Source organism: Pseudomonas mucoides (assembly GCF_015461845.1).
Classification (GTDB): Bacteria; Pseudomonadota; Gammaproteobacteria; order Pseudomonadales; family Pseudomonadaceae; genus Aquipseudomonas; species Aquipseudomonas mucoides.
Window position 1 is genome coordinate 25,672 of record NZ_JACOPW010000006.1, and the last position, 16,176, is coordinate 41,847.

The following is a 16,176-nucleotide window of genomic DNA, read 5'->3' on the forward strand; positions in this document are numbered from 1 at the left end:
GTGGGTAACACGTGACTTCGTGAAAAAACTGTTACCCCAGATTTTTCACGTAACAGAAGCCGGGGCTTACGGTAACGAAGCCCCGGCTTTTTTTGGCCTCCAAAAACCCCACGGACCGACCTAACCCCTTGTTTTACTGGGGTTCGCAAAAGTTGGCACGCACCCTGCTATATGTTTGGTACAAGAACAATAACAAGCAATGCATAACATAATAAAAATAAGACGAATCGACTCACGCACAATAAAAACAAGACGGCGAGAGGCGCAGCTAACTGATTCTTTTGGAGAGGCGTTGTATTTGGGGCTTGCCCCACGACCAGGCCGAGAATAATAAAAAACTGTCCTAAGACAGTGCCTGAACTGGTTGGATCGCAAGATCACTGCAGCACAGCGACCAAAGCAATCCGTTTGCTCTTGGCTCCCGATTGGGAGGGTCATGAAGGAAAAGCTTCATGACGAGGGCACTTAACAAAAACAAAAAGCCCGAAACCAATAATAAAAATAGAGCATGCAACTACTTCTTGGGGAGCTTCGGCTCCCCTTGTAGTTTCTACGATTCGAAAAACCTGCCCCAATCTGCTTTGTTTTTCGCTGGAGGCCTGCGGCTTACAGCTCATATCTGCTGTGTCCTACACCATCCCTCGACTAAATGCTAGAATCCCCGCCCATCATGCGGTCATTCTTCTGTTATGGCCGAACATTCCTTCAAACAGTGCATCCCATGCTGAAGAAGCTGTTCCAGTCATTCCGTTCTCCCAAGCGTCATACGCAACACATTCGCAGTACGCCTGAAGTGCTCAACAGCGGCCAACACTCGCTGCAAAAGGCCCAATTCAGCCGTTACGCGGTGAATATCGTCGAACGCCTGCAGAACGCCGGTTACCAGGCTTACCTGGTCGGCGGCTGCGTGCGTGACATGCTGCTCGGCATCACGCCGAAAGATTTCGACGTCGCCACCAGTGCCACACCTGAACAGGTGCGTGCCGAATTCCGCAATGCGCGGATCATCGGTCGCCGATTCAAACTGGTGCACATTCACTTCGGTCGCGAAATCATCGAAGTGGCGACCTTCCGCGCCAATCACCCGCAAAACGACGAGGAAGAAGACAGCAACCAGTCTTCCCGTAATGAAAGCGGGCGCATCCTGCGCGATAACGTCTACGGCACCCTGGAAGAAGACGCGCAACGCCGCGACTTCACCATCAACGCGCTGTATTACGATCCGGTCAGCGAGCGCATTCTCGATTACGCCAACGGCGTACACGACATCCGCAATCATCTGATCCGCCTGATTGGCGACCCGAAACAGCGCTACCAGGAAGACCCGGTACGGATGCTGCGGGCCGTGCGTTTTGCCGCCAAGCTGAATTTCGGTATCGAAAAACACAGCGCCTTGCCGATTCGCGAGCTGGCTCCGATGCTGCGCGAGATCCCGTCGGCCCGCCTGTTCGAAGAAGTGCTCAAGCTGTTCCTCTCCGGCCACGCCGCGGACACCTTCGAGATGCTGGTCGACCTGCAGCTGTTCGATCCGCTGTTCCCCGCCAGTGCCGAGGCGCTGGAATACAACCCGACGTACACCCACACCCTGATCAGCGATGCGCTGGTCAACACGGACCTGCGCATCAAGCAGAACAAACCGGTGACCCCGGCGTTCCTGTTTGCCGCCCTGTTGTGGCCTGCCCTGCCGGCTCGCGTCTTGCGCCTGCAAGAACGTGGCATGCCGCCGATTCCGGCCATGCAGGAAGCCGCTCACGAGCTGATTGCCGAACAGTGCCAACGCATCGCCATCCCGAAACGCTTCACCATGCCGATCCGCGAAATCTGGGACATGCAGGAGCGCCTGCCACGTCGTAGCGGCAAGCGTGCCGATCTGTTGCTGGAGAATCCGCGGTTCCGTGCCGGTTACGACTTCCTGCTGCTGCGCGAAAGCGCCGGTGAGCAGACCGATGGCCTGGGCGAATGGTGGACGGATTATCAGGACGCCAACGACAGCGAACGTCGCGACATGATCCGCGACCTCAGCGGCAAGGAAGACGGCACCGGTGCACCGCGCAAACGTCGCCGCAGCGGTGGCGCCAAGCGTAAACGCGCCGCCGGCGCACCGAGCGTCTCGGGCGAGTAATCCATGGAACGCATCTACATCGGCATGGGCAGCAATCTGGCTGACCCCGCCGAACAATTGCGCAGCGCCGTCGAAGCGCTGGCGCGGTTACCGCAAACCGAGCTGGTCGGGGTGTCCGCTTTCTATCAAAGCGACTCGCTGCTACCCGGCCAACCGCGCTACACCAACGCGGTCGCCGCCCTCGACAGCACACTCGCGCCGCTGGACCTGCTCGATGCGCTGCAAGCCATCGAGAATGGCCAGGGTCGCGAGCGCCTGGAACGTTGGGGGCCTCGTACGCTGGATCTGGACATCGTGCTGTTTGGCGATCGACTGATCGATGAGCCTCGGCTCAAAGTCCCTCACTATCATATGCAGGAACGGGCCTTCGTCCTGTATCCACTGGCCGAACTGGCGCCTGCGGATTTGCGCTTGGCCGATGGCCGCCACCTCAGCGAATTACTTGCAGCCTGCCCGTTCGTCGGCCTGGAACGCCTCCCCAAAAATTGACCCTATCCCCCTGTAGGCGTGAGCCTGCTCGCGATGGCGTCCTGACATTCACCCAAGATGTTGACTGTCAGGACGCCATCGCGAGCAGGCTCACGCCTACATTGGTTTTTGTGTTGAAGCCAAAATCCGTTGCTGAATCGCATCAGTTACCCCGGTAACACCCCTGTCGTAACAATGCGGTAACACATGCAATTGACTTCCCGAGTTCTCCTCACGACTATAGGCGTCCCGCTGCCGCCAACACGGCGTTGAAGGGCGCAATCCAGGCCGTAAAAGCACGACAACAGACCGTGCGCCTGTATTTAACGAAGAATCACGCGCGTTACTCGCAGTAGTTTCCACAGCGCCTGAATGAGGATCTTTTCATGCCAGCCATCACCCTGACCACTCTGCAAGGTCTGAAGCAAAAAGGTGAAAAAATCACCATGCTGACCTGCTATGACGCGACCTTCGCCCACGCCTGTAATGAGGCTGGCGTCGAAGTGCTGCTGGTGGGCGACTCCCTCGGCATGGTTTTGCAGGGCCACGACAGCACCCTGCCCGTGACGACTGCAGAGATGGCTTATCACGTCGCAGCCGTCAAACGCGGCAACACCGATGCGCTCATCCTCGCCGACCTGCCCTTCATGGCCTACGCCACCACCGAACAAGCCATGACCAACAGCGCGCTGTTGATGCAGGCCGGTGCGCACATGGTCAAGGTAGAAGGCGCATTGTGGCTGGCGGACTCGATTCGCCTGCTGGCCGAGCGCGGCATCCCGGTGTGCGCGCACCTGGGGCTGACGCCGCAATCGGTGAACATCCTGGGCGGATACAAAGTCCAGGGCCGTAACGAAAACCAGGCGCGACAGATGCGTGCCGATGCGATTTCGCTGGAGCAGGCCGGCGCCGCCATGCTGCTGTTGGAGTGCGTACCCAGCGAACTGGCTGAAGAAATCACCCAGGCCGTGAAGATTCCGGTCATTGGTATCGGCGCTGGCAATAGCACCGACGGCCAGGTGCTGGTCCTGCACGACATGCTGGGCTTGTCGATTACCGGTCGCGTGCCAAAATTCGTGAAGAACTTCATGACCGGCCAGCCCACCCTTCAAGCAGCCCTGAGTGCTTACGTAACTGAAGTCAAAGCGGCGACTTTTCCAGGCATCGAACACGGATTTTCTGCATGAACACCGTAAAAACCGTACGCGAACTGCGGGCCGCCGTGGCCCGTGCCCGCAGCGAAGGCAAGCGCATCGGCTTCGTGCCGACCATGGGCAACCTGCACAGCGGTCATGTTGCACTGATTACCAAAGCCTCCCAGCGGGTGGATTTTGTGGTCGCGAGCATTTTCGTCAACCCGCTGCAATTCGGCGCCGGCGAAGACCTCGACAAGTACCCGCGCACCCTCGCCGCCGACCAGGAGAAACTGCTCCAGGCCGGTTGTCACCTGCTGTTTGCGCCGACCGTTGAAGAAATGTACCCGGACGGCATGGCCGGCCAGACGCGTGTCAGCGTTCCGCTGCTGTCAGAAGGCCTGTGCGGCGCCAGCCGTCCGGGGCATTTGGAAGGTGTGGCGACGGTGGTCAGCAAGCTGTTCAACATGGTCCAGCCGGACCTGGCGATTTTCGGCCAAAAAGATTATCAGCAACTGGCTGTGATCAAGTCCCTGGTGCATGACTTGAACATGCCGATCCAGATCATTGGCGAACCGACCGTCCGCGCGGCCGATGGCCTGGCGCTGTCGTCTCGCAATGGCTTTCTCAGCGAAGAACAGCGTGCCGTGGCACCGGTGGTCTACCGCACCCTGAGTTCAATTGCCGACGCGATCAAACAGGGTGACCGGGATTTCCCGGCGCTGATCGACGCGCAAATCAAGCAGCTCGAAGCCGCGGGATTGCGTACCGACTACCTGGAGATTCGCCATGCGCTGACCTTGCGCCCGGCGACGCCGGAAGATCGTGACCTGGTGATTCTGGTGGCGGCGTTCCTGGGCACCACGCGGTTGATCGACAACCTGCACCTGAACCTCGACGCGCTCGCCTAAACACCAGCAAACCCTGTGGGAGCGAGCTTGCTCGCGATAGCGGTGGATCAGCCAACATCAATGTTGAATGTTGATCCGCTATCGCGAGCAAGCTCGCTCCCACAGGGGTTAGCAGTGGTTAAACACACTGTATTGCTGCCTCCAAAGCCTTCGGGCAAACTGCCCGCCGTTCGATTCCGACCTGGGGAAACACTCATGCACGCCATCATGCTCAAGGCCAAGCTGCATCGCGCCGAAGTTACCCACGCTGTACTTGATTACGAAGGTTCCTGCGCCATCGACGGCGAATGGCTGGACTTGTCCGGCATCCGCGAATACGAGCAAATCCAGATCTATAACGTCGACAACGGCGAACGCTTCACCACCTACGCCATCCGTGGCGAAGAAGGCTCGCGCATGATCTCGGTCAACGGCGCCGCAGCTCACAAGGCCAAGGTCGGTGACCGCGTAATCATCTGCGCTTACGCTCATTACAGCGAAGCCGAGCTGCTCAACTTCAAGCCGCGCATGCTCTACATGGCACCAGGCAATGAACTGAGCCACACCAGCAATGCCATTCCGGTCCAGGTCGCCTGATCGAGCCGTAGCCCTGTCTTTTTTCCGTTTGTCGGCCGCTTCAAACTTTGATGTTAAAAAAGTACCGGAAACAGGTCAGACAAAGTCAAGACAGATCAAGGCGCGGGGTTTACTGTATTCGCCCTGCGCCATGAAATCGTGTCGACGCAGTTGACCGGACGCCGACCCGCAGCGCTCCGGGATTTTTAGTGTTCAAAAAGCCGTTCAAGTAAAAAGGAAACCCGCAGCGATGGCGTACTACCGCACTCCTCACGACGTGACCGCTCTGCCCGCCTGGCAGGCGTTGAATGATCACCGCCAAGCCATGCAGGATTTCAGCATGCGCGAAGCCTTTAATGCCGACCCGCAGCGCTTTACCCAATTCACCCTGAGCAGCTGCGGGCTGTTTCTCGATTACTCAAAAAACCTGATCAACGCCGAGACCCGCAACCTGCTGGTGGGCCTGGCCAATGAAGTCGACCTCAAGGGCGCGATCAAGTCGCTGTTCGAAGGCGAAATCGTCAACGCCTCCGAAGGTCGTCCGGCCCTGCACACCGCACTGCGCCGCCCGGTGGGCGACAAGCTGTCGGTCAACGGTGTCAACGTGATGCCGGAAGTGCACAAAGTGCTGAACCAGATCACCGACCTCGTGGGCCGCATCCACGACGGTTTGTGGCGCGGTTACACCGAGAAGCCGATCACCGACGTGGTGAACATCGGCATCGGTGGTTCGTTCCTCGGCCCTGAGCTGGTGTCCGAGGCGCTGCTGTCCTACGCCCAGAAAGGCGTGCGGTGCCACTACCTGGCGAACATCGACGGCAGTGAGTTCCACGAACTGACCCAGAAGCTGCGCGCCGAAACCACGCTGTTCATCGTGTCATCGAAGTCTTTCAACACCCTCGAAACCCTGAAGAATGCCCAGGCCGCACGCGCCTGGTATCTGGCTCAGGGCGGTTCGGAAGCCGAGCTGTATCGTCACTTCATCGCCGTATCGAGCAACAATGCGGCCGCCGTGGCGTTTGGCATTCGCGAAGAAAACATTTTCCCGATGTGGGACTGGGTCGGCGGCCGTTACTCGCTGTGGTCGGCCATCGGTTTGCCGATTGCCCTGGCCATCGGCATGTCGAACTTCAAGGAACTGCTGTCCGGTGCCTACACCATGGACCAGCATTTCCAGACCGCGCCATTCGAACAGAACATGCCAGTGCTGCTGGCCCTGCTCGGCGTGTGGTACGGCAACTTCTGGGGCGCGCAAAGCCACGCGATCCTGCCGTACGACCACTATCTGCGTAACATCACCAAGCACTTGCAACAGCTGGACATGGAATCCAACGGCAAGAGCGTGCGTCAGGACGGCACCCCGGTGTCCACCGACACCGGTCCGGTGATCTGGGGCGGCGTCGGTTGCAACGGTCAACACGCCTATCATCAGTTGCTGCACCAAGGCACCCAACTGATTCCGGCCGACTTCATTGTGCCGATCGTCAGCTTCAACCCGGTGTCCGACCACCACCAGTGGCTGTACGCCAACTGCCTGTCACAGAGTCAGGCGCTGATGCTCGGCAAGACCCTTGCCGAAGCGGAAGCCGAACTGCGTGACAAAGGCATGAGCGAAGAAGACGTGAAGAAACTGGCGTCGCACAAAGTGATCCCGGGCAACCGTCCGAGCAACACCCTGGTGGTTGAACGAATCAGTCCGCGTCGCCTCGGCGCACTGGTGGCGATGTACGAACACAAAGTCTTCGTGCAAAGCGTGATCTGGGGCATCAACGCCTTCGATCAGTGGGGTGTGGAGCTGGGTAAAGAACTGGGTAAAGGCGTCTACAACCGCCTGGTCGGCAGCGAAGAAACGCCTGCTGACGATGCCTCGACCCAAGGCCTGATCAACTATTTCCGCGGCCGTCACCGCGGTTGATCTGACGCCTTGCCCACAGGGTTGAAACATAAACCCTGTGGGCAACACCATCCCCCTGCAGGAGTGAGCCTGCTTGCGATAACGGTTTGTCATTCAACATTAATGTTGGCTGATCCACCGCCATCGGGAGCAGGCTCACTCCTGCAGTTGTTTTGTGTATGACTTGAACCCGTTGACCGCTCGGCGCATCTTTATTACTTGTCGCAAAACAAGCATAAGGAACCGTCATGTTCGATATCAGCACGTTCCCCAAAGCCGATGCCGTCCGCCGGGCTGCGCATTTGAGTCAAGACGACTATCACCGCCTGTACCGCGAATCCATCGAACACCCCACCACTTTCTGGGCCGAACAAGCCTCGCGCTTTCTCGACTGGAGCACGCCGTGGGACACCGTCCAGCGCTATAACCTGAAAACCGGTGAAGCCAGCTGGTTTGCTGGCGGCAAGCTGAACGTCAGCTACAACTGCATCGACCGTCATCTGGCACAGCGCGGCGAGCAAATCGCCATTATCTGGGAAGGCGACGATCCCGCCGAATCCGCACAGATCACCTACAAAAAACTCCACCACAACGTCTGCCGCCTGGCCAACGTGCTCAAAAGCCGAGGCGTAAAGAAAGGCGACCGCGTCTGCATCTACATGCCGATGATTCCTGAAGCCGCTTACGCCATGCTCGCCTGCACACGAATCGGCGCGGTGCATTCGGTGGTCTTCGGTGGTTTTTCCCCGGACTCAGTGCGCGACCGGATTCTCGATGCCGATTGCCGCACCGTGATCACCGCCGATGAAGGCGTGCGCGGCGGCAAATTCGTACCGCTGAAAGAGAAAGTCGACAAGGCGCTGGAGAGTTGCCCGAACGTCAGCACCGTCATCGTGGTCGAGCGCACACAAGGCAAAGTGAATTGGGTTGAAGGGCGCGACCTCTGGTATCACCAGGCCCTGCGCGATGTCAGCGACGATTGCCCGCCAGAGCCGATGGACGCCGAAGACCCGCTGTTCATCCTCTACACCTCCGGGAGCACCGGCAAGCCCAAAGGCGTGTTGCACACCACCGGCGGTTATCTGCTGCAAGCGGCGATGACCTTCAAATACGTGCTCGACTACCGTGATAACGAAGTGTTCTGGTGCACCGCCGATGTCGGCTGGGTCACCGGCCATAGCTACATCGTTTATGGCCCGCTGGCCAACGGCGCGACCACGCTGATCTTTGAAGGTGTGCCAAGCTACCCGACCAGCTCGCGATTCTGGCAAGTCATCGACAAGCACCACGTGAACATTTTCTACACCGCGCCCACTGCGTTGCGTTCGCTGATGCGCGAAGGGCCGGAACCGTTGAAGGAAACGTCCCGCGCCAGCCTCAGATTACTCGGCAGCGTCGGTGAGCCGATCAACCCGGAGGCGTGGGATTGGTACTTCAATGCGGTCGGTGAACAACGTTGCCCGATAGTCGATACCTGGTGGCAGACTGAAACCGGCGGCATCATGCTCAGCCCGCTGGTCAGTGCGCAACGGATCAAACCGGGTTGCGCCACGCAGCCCATGTTCGGCGTGCAACCAGTGTTGCTCGATGAAACGGGCAAGGAAATCAAAGGCGCTGGCAGCGGCGTGCTGGCGATCAAATCCAGCTGGCCGGCGCAGATCCGCAGTGTCTACGGCGACCCGCAACGAATGGTCGACACCTACTTCAAACCCTACCCCGGTTATTACTTTACCGGTGACGGCGCGCGACGCGATGAGGACGGCGATTACTGGATCACCGGGCGTATCGACGACGTGATCAACGTCTCCGGCCACCGTATCGGCACCGCCGAAGTGGAAAGTGCCCTGGTGCTGCATGACAGCATCGCCGAAGCCGCCGTGGTCGGTTACCCCCACGACCTCAAGGGCCAGGGCATCTACGCCTTCGTCACCCCGATGAACGGCACCGAACCCAGCGACGAACTGAAGAAAGAACTGCTGGCCCACGTCAGCAAGGAAATCGGCAGCTTCGCCAAACCGGACTTGATCCAATGGGCCCCGGCCTTGCCGAAAACCCGCTCGGGCAAGATCATGCGGCGTATCCTGCGCAAGATCGCCTGCAACGAACTGGACACCCTGGGCGATACGTCGACCCTGGCTGATCCGAGTGTTGTTCAGGACCTGGTCGATAAACGCCTGAACCAATAAGCCCGACGCGGCCAGCCATGGCCGCGTTTCATTTTCGCCACTGAGTCGCCATGGAATTTATCCGCACCCGCATCGAAACCCAGGTCATGAGCCTGTCCGGTCTGTCCCTCGGCAAGCTCGACCTGGAAAACCCCAAGGGCGATCCGGGCCTGTTCGGCCCCGATTCGGTGAGCTGGCAAGTGCATGGCGACTTCAGCAGCATGCTCATTGGCGGCATCAGTGCGCTGATGCTGCAAGCCTTGCACCCCCTGGCCCTGGCCGGGGTCTGGGACCATTCGAATTTCCGCGAGGACATGCTCGGCCGACTGCGCCGCACCGGGCAGTTCATCTCCGGCACCACGTTTGGCTCACGAAAAGATGCCGACTGGCTGATCGAGAAAGTCCGCACCATTCACCTACAAGTGACCGGCACAGCACCGGATGGTCGGCCTTATGCGGCCAGCGATCCGGACCTGCTGACCTGGGTGCACGTGGCCGAGGTCAGCAACTTCCTCGCCGCGCATTTGCGTTATCGCAATCCGCACCTGTCATTGACCGACCAGGACCGTTACTACGAAGAAATCGCGTTGATCGCCGAACGACTGGGCGCCCGTGATGTGCCCCGCTCGCGACAACAAATTGCTGATTATCTTGAGCGCATTCGCCCACAGTTGCTGTGCGATGAACGCAGCCGTGAAGTGTTGCGACTGTTGTTGAACGCGCCATCACCCAGCCGTCTGGCCAGGCCTTTCGGCGGGTTGATGATGCAGGCCGGGATCGATCTGCTGCCGGACTGGGCCAGTGACATGCTGGGCATCAGCCAGAATCCGTTGCAACGCAAACTGATCCGCGCCAGCGTCAATCGCAGTGCGCCGATGTTGCGCTGGGCGGTGCGTAATGGCTCGGTGCAGCGGGCGAAGCGGCGGATGGGGTTGCTCACCTGAAAAGCTAAAAGCTTCGCGAGCAAGCCCGACCCCACATTTGATCGGTGTCGAACACAAAATTCCTGTGGGAGCGAGCCTGCTTGCGAAGGCAGCACCTCGGTATGGCGCCAAGCTGCTAAACTCCCGCGCCAAATTCCCTCCTGCAAGGCGCCCAGCATGTCTTCCTTGAATCAGGCGCTGCGCGCCGCCCTAGAACATCGCCAGGACCTGCTTGCCGAACTGCATCAGCAAGGCACCGATTGCTATCGCCTGTTCCACGGCAGCCAGGAAGGCGCCGGCGGCCTGACCATCGACCGCTATGGTCCGCAACTGCTGGTGCAAAGCTTTCACCAGGCGCTGGAACGCGATGCGCTGCTGCAATTGCACGAGGCAATCAATCAGCATTTGGGCCTCGACACCCTGTTGGTCTACAACGACCGCTCCCGTGGCAATTCACGCATCGACCGCGAAGACACGGTCTACCGGGCCGATGAAGCCGCGCTGGCGGACCTGGTCGGCCACGAATGGGGCCTGAACTACCGTGTTCGCGGGCGTCACGCCGGCCAGGATCCCCTGCTGTTCCTCGACCTGCGCAACACCCGCGGATGGGTCAAGGCGCACAGCCAAAACAAAAGCGTGCTCAACTTGTTTGCCTACACCTGTGGCGTCGGCCTGAGTGCTGCGGCCGGTGGCGCCCGTGAGGTGTGCAACCTGGATTTCGCCGAGGGTAACCTGGCGGTCGGCCGCGAGAACGGGCTGCTCAATCCACAATTGCCCGCCATGCAATTCATCCAGTCCGATTACTTTCCGGCAATCCGCCAGTTGGCGGGCCTGCCGATCAGTCAACGACGCGGGCAGAAACTGCCGAGTTACCAGCGACTGGAACAGCGTCAGTACGATCTGGTGCTGCTCGATCCACCCGCCTGGGCCAAGAGCGCTTTCGGCACCGTCGACCTGCTGCGCGACTACCAGAGCCTGCTCAAACCCGCGCTGCTGACCACCGCCGACAACGGCGTGCTGATCTGCTGCAACAACCTGGCGAAGGTCAGCATGAACGACTGGCGCGAACAGGTGTTGCGCTGTGCAGAGAAGGCCGGACGGCCAGTACGCGAGTGGACCGTGATGACGCCGGGCGGGGATTTTCCGTCGATGGATCAACAACCTCCGCTGAAAACGCTGATCCTGCAGCTCTGAGATTCCCCCTGACTTTCAGACAAATCCTGTAAAGCGTGATGACTTCGGAACCGTAATCGCGTGCCATACTCCAAGGCACTCCGATTCAGACAGATGAAGCCGCACATGCCCAAAGGATTGATTCGCGCTATCGGCGCCTTGTTGACTGCTCTGGCTCTCTACAGCTTGCTGGGGTTTCTGATTTTGCCGGGCATCGCGTTGCGGGTTGCCAACCAGCAATTGGCCAACTACGCCACGGTGCCCGCCCACCTTCAACGGATCGAACTCAACCCGTTCAGCCTTGAAGTCACCCTTTGGGGGCTGATCATCGGCGAACCGGGCAAGGAGCAGATCGGCTTCGAACGCCTCTACGCCAATGTGCAAGTCGACAGTCTCTGGACCAAGGCCGTGCATCTGTCCGACATCGAACTGGACAAACCCAAGACCGAAATCCTCTTCGGCAAGGACGGCCAGCTCAACCTGCTCGGGTTGTTCAAACTGCCCGCGAGCGAACCGACACCTGCCGACCCGAACGCCAAACCATTTCCGCTGCGCGTGGACCGGATCAATCTCGCTGGCGGCGCGTTGCACTTCGAGGACTCGCGTCCCAGCGAACCCATCGAATTTCTCTACGACAAACTCGACTTCGAGCTGAAAAACCTCAGCACTCTGCCCGACGACAGCGCCGACATGACCTTGGTAGCCATCGGCCCCAACGGCGGCCAGGTCGACTGGACCGGCAACTTCAGCCTGATCCCGCTCGCCTCCGAAGGTAAGCTGAAAATCACCGACGGCAAGATGAAAGCCTTCTGGCCCTACGTGCGCGACGCCGTGCCCCTGGACCTCGAAAGCGGCATCATGAACCTCAGTACCGACTACAAACTCAACCTGTCCAAAGAAACCGAACTGTTGCTGAACAACGTTGCGGTCAGCATCGCGCCGTTCGCGATCAAGGCCCCGGACGGCCGACCTTTAGCGAAACTGGAACGACTGGACATCAGCGAAACCACGGTCGACCTGGCCAAGCAGCAAGTGGTGGTCGGCAAGATTCGCAGCCAGAAACTGGAAACCTGGGCCGCCCTCGAAGCCGACGGGCAACTCGACTGGCAAAAGCTGTTCGCCAGCCAGCCGTCCAAATCCGCCGCCAAAGCCAAAGCCGAACCGGCCAGTACGCCAGCGGCAGCCGACTCGCCCAAACCGGAACCGGCGCCACCGAGCAAACCGTGGCAGGTGCTGCTCAAAGACGTGCAGCTGCGCGATTACCAGGTGCATCTGGCCGACCGCAAGGCGCAGCCCCCCGTAGCGCTGGAAGTCGGCCCGTTGAATCTGGACTTGCAGAACTTCGACAGCCTTAATGGCTCACCTTTCAATCTCAAGCTCGACACCGGCGTGGGTAAACAGGGCAAGCTCCTGGCAGACGGCGTGGTCAATCTCGCCCCGATCAGCGCCAAACTGAAGGTACAGACCAAAGACATTGACCTGCGTATCGCACAGTCCTACATCACCCCGTTCATTCGCCTGGAACTGCGCAGCGGCATGCTGGGCAGTGATCTGGCGGTCGATCTGAAAAGCACCGAGCCGTTGGCGTTCAGCGTCACCGGTCGTGCACAGGTCGATCAGTTGCACACCCTCGACACCCTTAAAACCCGCGACTTCCTCAAGTGGCAACAACTGGTGCTCGAAGGCCTGAATTATCAGCACGGCGACAGCCTGTCGATCGACAAGGTCAACCTGTTCCAGCCGTATGCGCGCTTCATGATCAACGATGATCGCACCACCAACATCGATGACCTGCTGATCCCGCAACCGCCCGATAGCGGCGCCAAAACCGCAGCGGCCAAACCGGCCAGCAAAGACAAACCCCTGGGCATTCACATCGGCGGCATTGCCATCAATGACGGTTCGGCGAACTTCGCCGACTTCAGCCTGACACCGAACTTCGCCACCGCCATCCAACAGCTCAACGGACAGATCGGCACCATCGACAGCCGTCAGGCGAAACCGGCCAGCGTGGACGTCAAGGGCAAGGTTGACCGTTATGCGCCGGTGACCATCAAGGGCGCAGTCAATCCGTTCGACCCAATGGCCAGTCTCGACATCGCGACCAGTTTCAAACGGGTGGAACTGACCACGCTGACGCCCTACTCCGGCAAATTCGCCGGGTATCGCATCCGCAAGGGCCGGCTCAATCTTGATGTGCATTACTTGATAACCAAAGGCCAGCTCAAAGCCGAAAACAAAGTGGTGATCGAGCAATTGCAACTCGGTGAAAAGGTCGACAGCCCGGATGCCGTAAGCCTGCCGCTGAAACTGGCGATTGCCTTGCTCAAGGATGTCGATGGCAAGATTTCCATCGAGTTGCCGGTCACTGGCGACCTCAATAATCCGCAGTTCAGCATCATGCCGATTGTCTGGCAGACCCTGCGCAACCTGATCGTCAAAGCGGCCGCTGCGCCGTTCAAACTGATTGGCGGACTGGTCAGTGGCGGCGGTTCCGAGGACTTGGGCACCGTGTCGTTCGCGCCGGGTTCAAGCGATTTGAGCAAGGACGCTGAAGGCGCCCTGGTCAAACTGTCCCAAGCCTTGAAGGAACGTCCAGCCCTGCGCCTGGAAATCGAAGGCACGGCCGCCGCCAGCAGCGACGGCCCGCTGATTGCCGAGCAACGCCTGGAACGTGAATACCAGTACAACTACTACAAAATGCTCCAGCGTCGTGGCGACAAGGTGCCGGCCCAGGCTTCGTTGCTCGAGGTCCCGGAGAACGAGAAAGGCCCGCTGCTGGAAGGCATCTACCGCACACGCCTGAAGACCCAGCCGCCAGCCGAATGGAAGGACCTGGGCAAGGAAGAACGCACCGCGAAAATGCGCGCCGACGTGATCAAGTTCTGGAGCACCAGCGATGTGCTGTTGCGTCAGTTGGGGCAGGAGCGCGCCAGCAGCATCAAGGACTATCTGGTGGATAAGGGTCAGTTGGCCGATGACCGTGTGTACTTCATCGACGCCAACCTTGGCGAAGCCGAAAGTGATGGCCGGGTGGTAACGCCGCTGCATCTGGACGCGGAGTGATCGTGAGGCGATTGCTGGCGGGCCTGGCCCTGGTGATGGTTGCCAGCCAGGCCTCGGCGGCCGATACGCTGCGCTGCGGCAGTCAATTGATCAGCGTTGGGGACAGGTCCAGCGAAGTGCTGCAGAAGTGCGGGGAACCGGTCAGCCGCGATGTGCTGGGCTACAAACGCAGTGCCAACCGACGCGAAGAGTTTCAGGTGGAAGAATGGACGTACGGGCCCAATGGCGGGATGTACCAGTTCCTGCGGTTTGAAGGGAATCGCCTGAGGCAGATCACCAGCAAGCGCGGCAACTGAACTTCACCACTCCTACATTTTGATTTTGGGTGCCGCAAATAGAACAGGCCCCCGACACGAATGTCGGAGGCCTGTAATGGCCACATCCTTATGGCCGTTCGCATGAACTCCTAAGAAGCGGCAGGCGTATTACTCAGCCCGTCTGCCACACCTTCTCCCGGTCCAGGCGAGAAGTCTTGCCTTACTCGGCTTTCAGGCCGTCAGCGGAGACCGCTTTGACGCCTTTGATTTTCTTGGTGATCGCCACGGCGGTGGCTTTCTGGGAATCAGTCACTGCAACAGTGGACGACAGCGACACAACACCTTTGTTGGTTTCAACTTTGATGTCGGTACCAGGAATGCCTTTTTCGGTCAGCAGGTCGCTTTTGACTTTGGTAGTGATCCAGGTATCGGAAGTAGCTTCCTCGGCCTTGGTCATTTCACCAGCAGCCAAGGTCATTGGCGCTTGAGTGGTGGTGGTCTGTGCGAATGCCACGTTGGCCATGGTCAGGGTCAGCGCGGTAGCAGTAGCGGCAGCGATAGCGAACTTCTTCATACGAGTAACTCCTGTTTTTCTAGAAAGTCTGCTGGTTGTCTTCTCAGCAGGGTTACTGAGTATGTTGCGAACGCTGTGCCAACTTTGAGACAACCAATAAATCCTTATAAATCAATAGCTTGCAAATTAGACCCATTTTCGAAATCATGCAAAATGCATGACCTGGGAAATCTCTGCATGCAACATGCGGCTTTTCACAAAGTTCCTAACACGCTGAATTTTTTGGCTTTTTTTCTGTGTCTGAAAGACATTCGCAAGCAAAAAAAAGCCCCGTGTCCTTTGGACGCGGGGCTGTTCTGGAGGTCAGCCTTCAGGTAGCGGAACCCGTGCAACCTTTAGGCACGTAGTCCTGTTGAGCGGTGCTGGTACACGACCAGCCATTGGTTGCATCGCGGGTCAAGGTAATGGTCTTGCTCAGCACTGGCGCCGGTGCATTCAGAATCGTGCACACAATCGTGCCCGCGCCTGTGGACGCCGTGCCAGTCACCGCGACCGTACAATTGCTGGTCGTGGCACTACCTGCCGGCGCCACGTTGGCAACCGTTGGCGCAGTGCCCTGGTTGATCACATCTTCATACGGCACCTTCATCGCGGAAATCTCGGCCAGACCCGCCGTCACTTTCGCCCGGGCCTGATATTTGGAATACATCGGCAACGCAAACGTCGCCAGAATCCCGATGATCGCCACCACGATCAGCAGTTCGATCAGGGTAAAACCTTTCTGAGTCTTCATAGACAAGCTCCATGCATGAGTCGGAATCTCATGATCTGAAAGAGCTCCAGCACAGCCCGTGCCAAGCGCTACAGCCCCTGCTGGCGGGGAGCAGTGTCGATCAAAGGACCTTTGCGACACCCAGCAACCGCACTATCTGACACTTTTTGTCACCTCAACACGGCTGGTTGGGCTCGGGTCCTTGACTAGGCTATAAGTCATG

Annotated in this window: 13 protein-coding genes; 11 read left to right on the plus strand and 2 right to left on the minus strand. The window is 58.9% G+C overall.

The features are described from left to right. Positions 1 to 721: 721 nt before the first annotated feature. The 11 genes from H8F22_RS23395 (at position 722) to H8F22_RS23445 (ending at position 14,706) form a co-directional block, all read left to right on the plus strand. The gene (locus H8F22_RS23395; RefSeq protein WP_027924154.1) at positions 722 to 2,122 is read left to right on the plus strand and encodes a polynucleotide adenylyltransferase PcnB; all 1,401 of its coding nucleotides are present in this window, start codon (positions 722 to 724) and stop codon (positions 2,120 to 2,122) included. A gap of 3 nt (positions 2,123 to 2,125) precedes the next feature. Beyond that, positions 2,126 to 2,611 (plus strand): 2-amino-4-hydroxy-6-hydroxymethyldihydropteridine diphosphokinase, encoded by a 486-nt coding sequence (folK, locus tag H8F22_RS23400; protein ID WP_027924155.1) that lies wholly within the window; start codon positions 2,126 to 2,128, stop codon positions 2,609 to 2,611. A 365-nt stretch (positions 2,612 to 2,976) separates the two neighbouring features. Further along, positions 2,977 to 3,777 (plus strand): 3-methyl-2-oxobutanoate hydroxymethyltransferase, encoded by an 801-nt coding sequence (panB, locus tag H8F22_RS23405; RefSeq protein ID WP_027924156.1) that lies wholly within the window; start codon positions 2,977 to 2,979, stop codon positions 3,775 to 3,777. Next, positions 3,774 to 4,634 (plus strand): pantoate--beta-alanine ligase, encoded by an 861-nt coding sequence (panC, locus tag H8F22_RS23410; RefSeq protein ID WP_194940744.1) that lies wholly within the window; start codon positions 3,774 to 3,776, stop codon positions 4,632 to 4,634. The genes panB and panC overlap by 4 nt, the downstream gene beginning before the upstream one ends. Positions 4,635 to 4,829: 195 nt before the next feature. Next, positions 4,830 to 5,210 carry an aspartate 1-decarboxylase gene (panD, locus tag H8F22_RS23415; RefSeq protein ID WP_003228271.1) on the plus strand — a complete coding sequence of 127 codons (381 nt, stop codon included), beginning with the start codon at positions 4,830 to 4,832 and terminating at the stop codon, positions 5,208 to 5,210. 229 nt (positions 5,211 to 5,439) lie between these two features. After that, positions 5,440 to 7,104: a glucose-6-phosphate isomerase gene (gene pgi, locus H8F22_RS23420; protein ID WP_027924158.1), complete on the plus strand. Its 1,665-nt coding sequence runs from the start codon at positions 5,440 to 5,442 to the stop codon at positions 7,102 to 7,104. A gap of 227 nt (positions 7,105 to 7,331) precedes the next feature. Next, positions 7,332 to 9,269 (plus strand): acetate--CoA ligase, encoded by a 1,938-nt coding sequence (gene acs, locus H8F22_RS23425; RefSeq protein ID WP_027924159.1) that lies wholly within the window; start codon positions 7,332 to 7,334, stop codon positions 9,267 to 9,269. A gap of 50 nt (positions 9,270 to 9,319) precedes the next feature. Beyond that, the gene (locus H8F22_RS23430) at positions 9,320 to 10,192 is read left to right on the plus strand and encodes an oxygenase MpaB family protein (RefSeq protein ID WP_027924160.1); all 873 of its coding nucleotides are present in this window, start codon (positions 9,320 to 9,322) and stop codon (positions 10,190 to 10,192) included. Positions 10,193 to 10,348: 156 nt separating this feature from the next. Beyond that, entirely contained in the window at positions 10,349 to 11,365 is a 1,017-nt protein-coding gene (locus H8F22_RS23435; protein WP_059182146.1) for a class I SAM-dependent rRNA methyltransferase, read from the plus strand. Positions 11,366 to 11,458: 93 nt separating this feature from the next. Beyond that, positions 11,459 to 14,410, plus strand: coding sequence for a DUF748 domain-containing protein (locus H8F22_RS23440; protein ID WP_032833554.1), 2,952 nt, complete (start codon positions 11,459 to 11,461; stop codon positions 14,408 to 14,410). Positions 14,411 to 14,445: 35 nt separating this feature from the next. Continuing rightward, positions 14,446 to 14,706 (plus strand): DUF2845 domain-containing protein, encoded by a 261-nt coding sequence (locus H8F22_RS23445; RefSeq protein ID WP_050590206.1) that lies wholly within the window; start codon positions 14,446 to 14,448, stop codon positions 14,704 to 14,706. Positions 14,707 to 14,887: 181 nt separating this feature from the next. Here H8F22_RS23445 and H8F22_RS23450 read toward each other — a convergent pair whose 3' ends face one another. Next, the gene (locus tag H8F22_RS23450) at positions 14,888 to 15,241 is read right to left on the minus strand and encodes a BON domain-containing protein (RefSeq protein ID WP_027924164.1); all 354 of its coding nucleotides are present in this window, start codon (positions 15,239 to 15,241) and stop codon (positions 14,888 to 14,890) included. Between the two features lie 310 nt (positions 15,242 to 15,551). Continuing rightward, positions 15,552 to 15,974: a pilin gene (locus H8F22_RS23455; protein WP_027924165.1), complete on the minus strand. Its 423-nt coding sequence runs from the start codon at positions 15,972 to 15,974 to the stop codon at positions 15,552 to 15,554. Between the last annotated feature and the right edge of the window lie 202 nt (positions 15,975 to 16,176).

Bases quoted from the DNA above. Each gene is read 5' to 3' on its own strand.
- H8F22_RS23395 (WP_027924154.1), top strand. From the start codon at position 722: ATGCTGAAGAAGCTGTTCCAGTCATTCCGTTCTCCCAAGCGTCATACG.
- folK (WP_027924155.1), top strand. From the start codon at position 2,126: ATGGAACGCATCTACATCGGCATGGGCAGCAATCTGGCTGACCCCGCC.
- panB (WP_027924156.1), top strand. From the start codon at position 2,977: ATGCCAGCCATCACCCTGACCACTCTGCAAGGTCTGAAGCAAAAAGGT.
- panC (WP_194940744.1), top strand. From the start codon at position 3,774: ATGAACACCGTAAAAACCGTACGCGAACTGCGGGCCGCCGTGGCCCGT.
- panD (WP_003228271.1), top strand. From the start codon at position 4,830: ATGCACGCCATCATGCTCAAGGCCAAGCTGCATCGCGCCGAAGTTACC.
- pgi (WP_027924158.1), top strand. From the start codon at position 5,440: ATGGCGTACTACCGCACTCCTCACGACGTGACCGCTCTGCCCGCCTGG.
- acs (WP_027924159.1), top strand. From the start codon at position 7,332: ATGTTCGATATCAGCACGTTCCCCAAAGCCGATGCCGTCCGCCGGGCT.
- H8F22_RS23430 (WP_027924160.1), top strand. From the start codon at position 9,320: ATGGAATTTATCCGCACCCGCATCGAAACCCAGGTCATGAGCCTGTCC.
- H8F22_RS23435 (WP_059182146.1), top strand. From the start codon at position 10,349: ATGTCTTCCTTGAATCAGGCGCTGCGCGCCGCCCTAGAACATCGCCAG.
- H8F22_RS23440 (WP_032833554.1), top strand. From the start codon at position 11,459: ATGAAGCCGCACATGCCCAAAGGATTGATTCGCGCTATCGGCGCCTTG.
- H8F22_RS23445 (WP_050590206.1), top strand. From the start codon at position 14,446: ATGGTTGCCAGCCAGGCCTCGGCGGCCGATACGCTGCGCTGCGGCAGT.
- H8F22_RS23450 (WP_027924164.1), bottom strand. From the start codon at position 15,241: ATGAAGAAGTTCGCTATCGCTGCCGCTACTGCTACCGCGCTGACCCTG.
- H8F22_RS23455 (WP_027924165.1), bottom strand. From the start codon at position 15,974: ATGAAGACTCAGAAAGGTTTTACCCTGATCGAACTGCTGATCGTGGTG.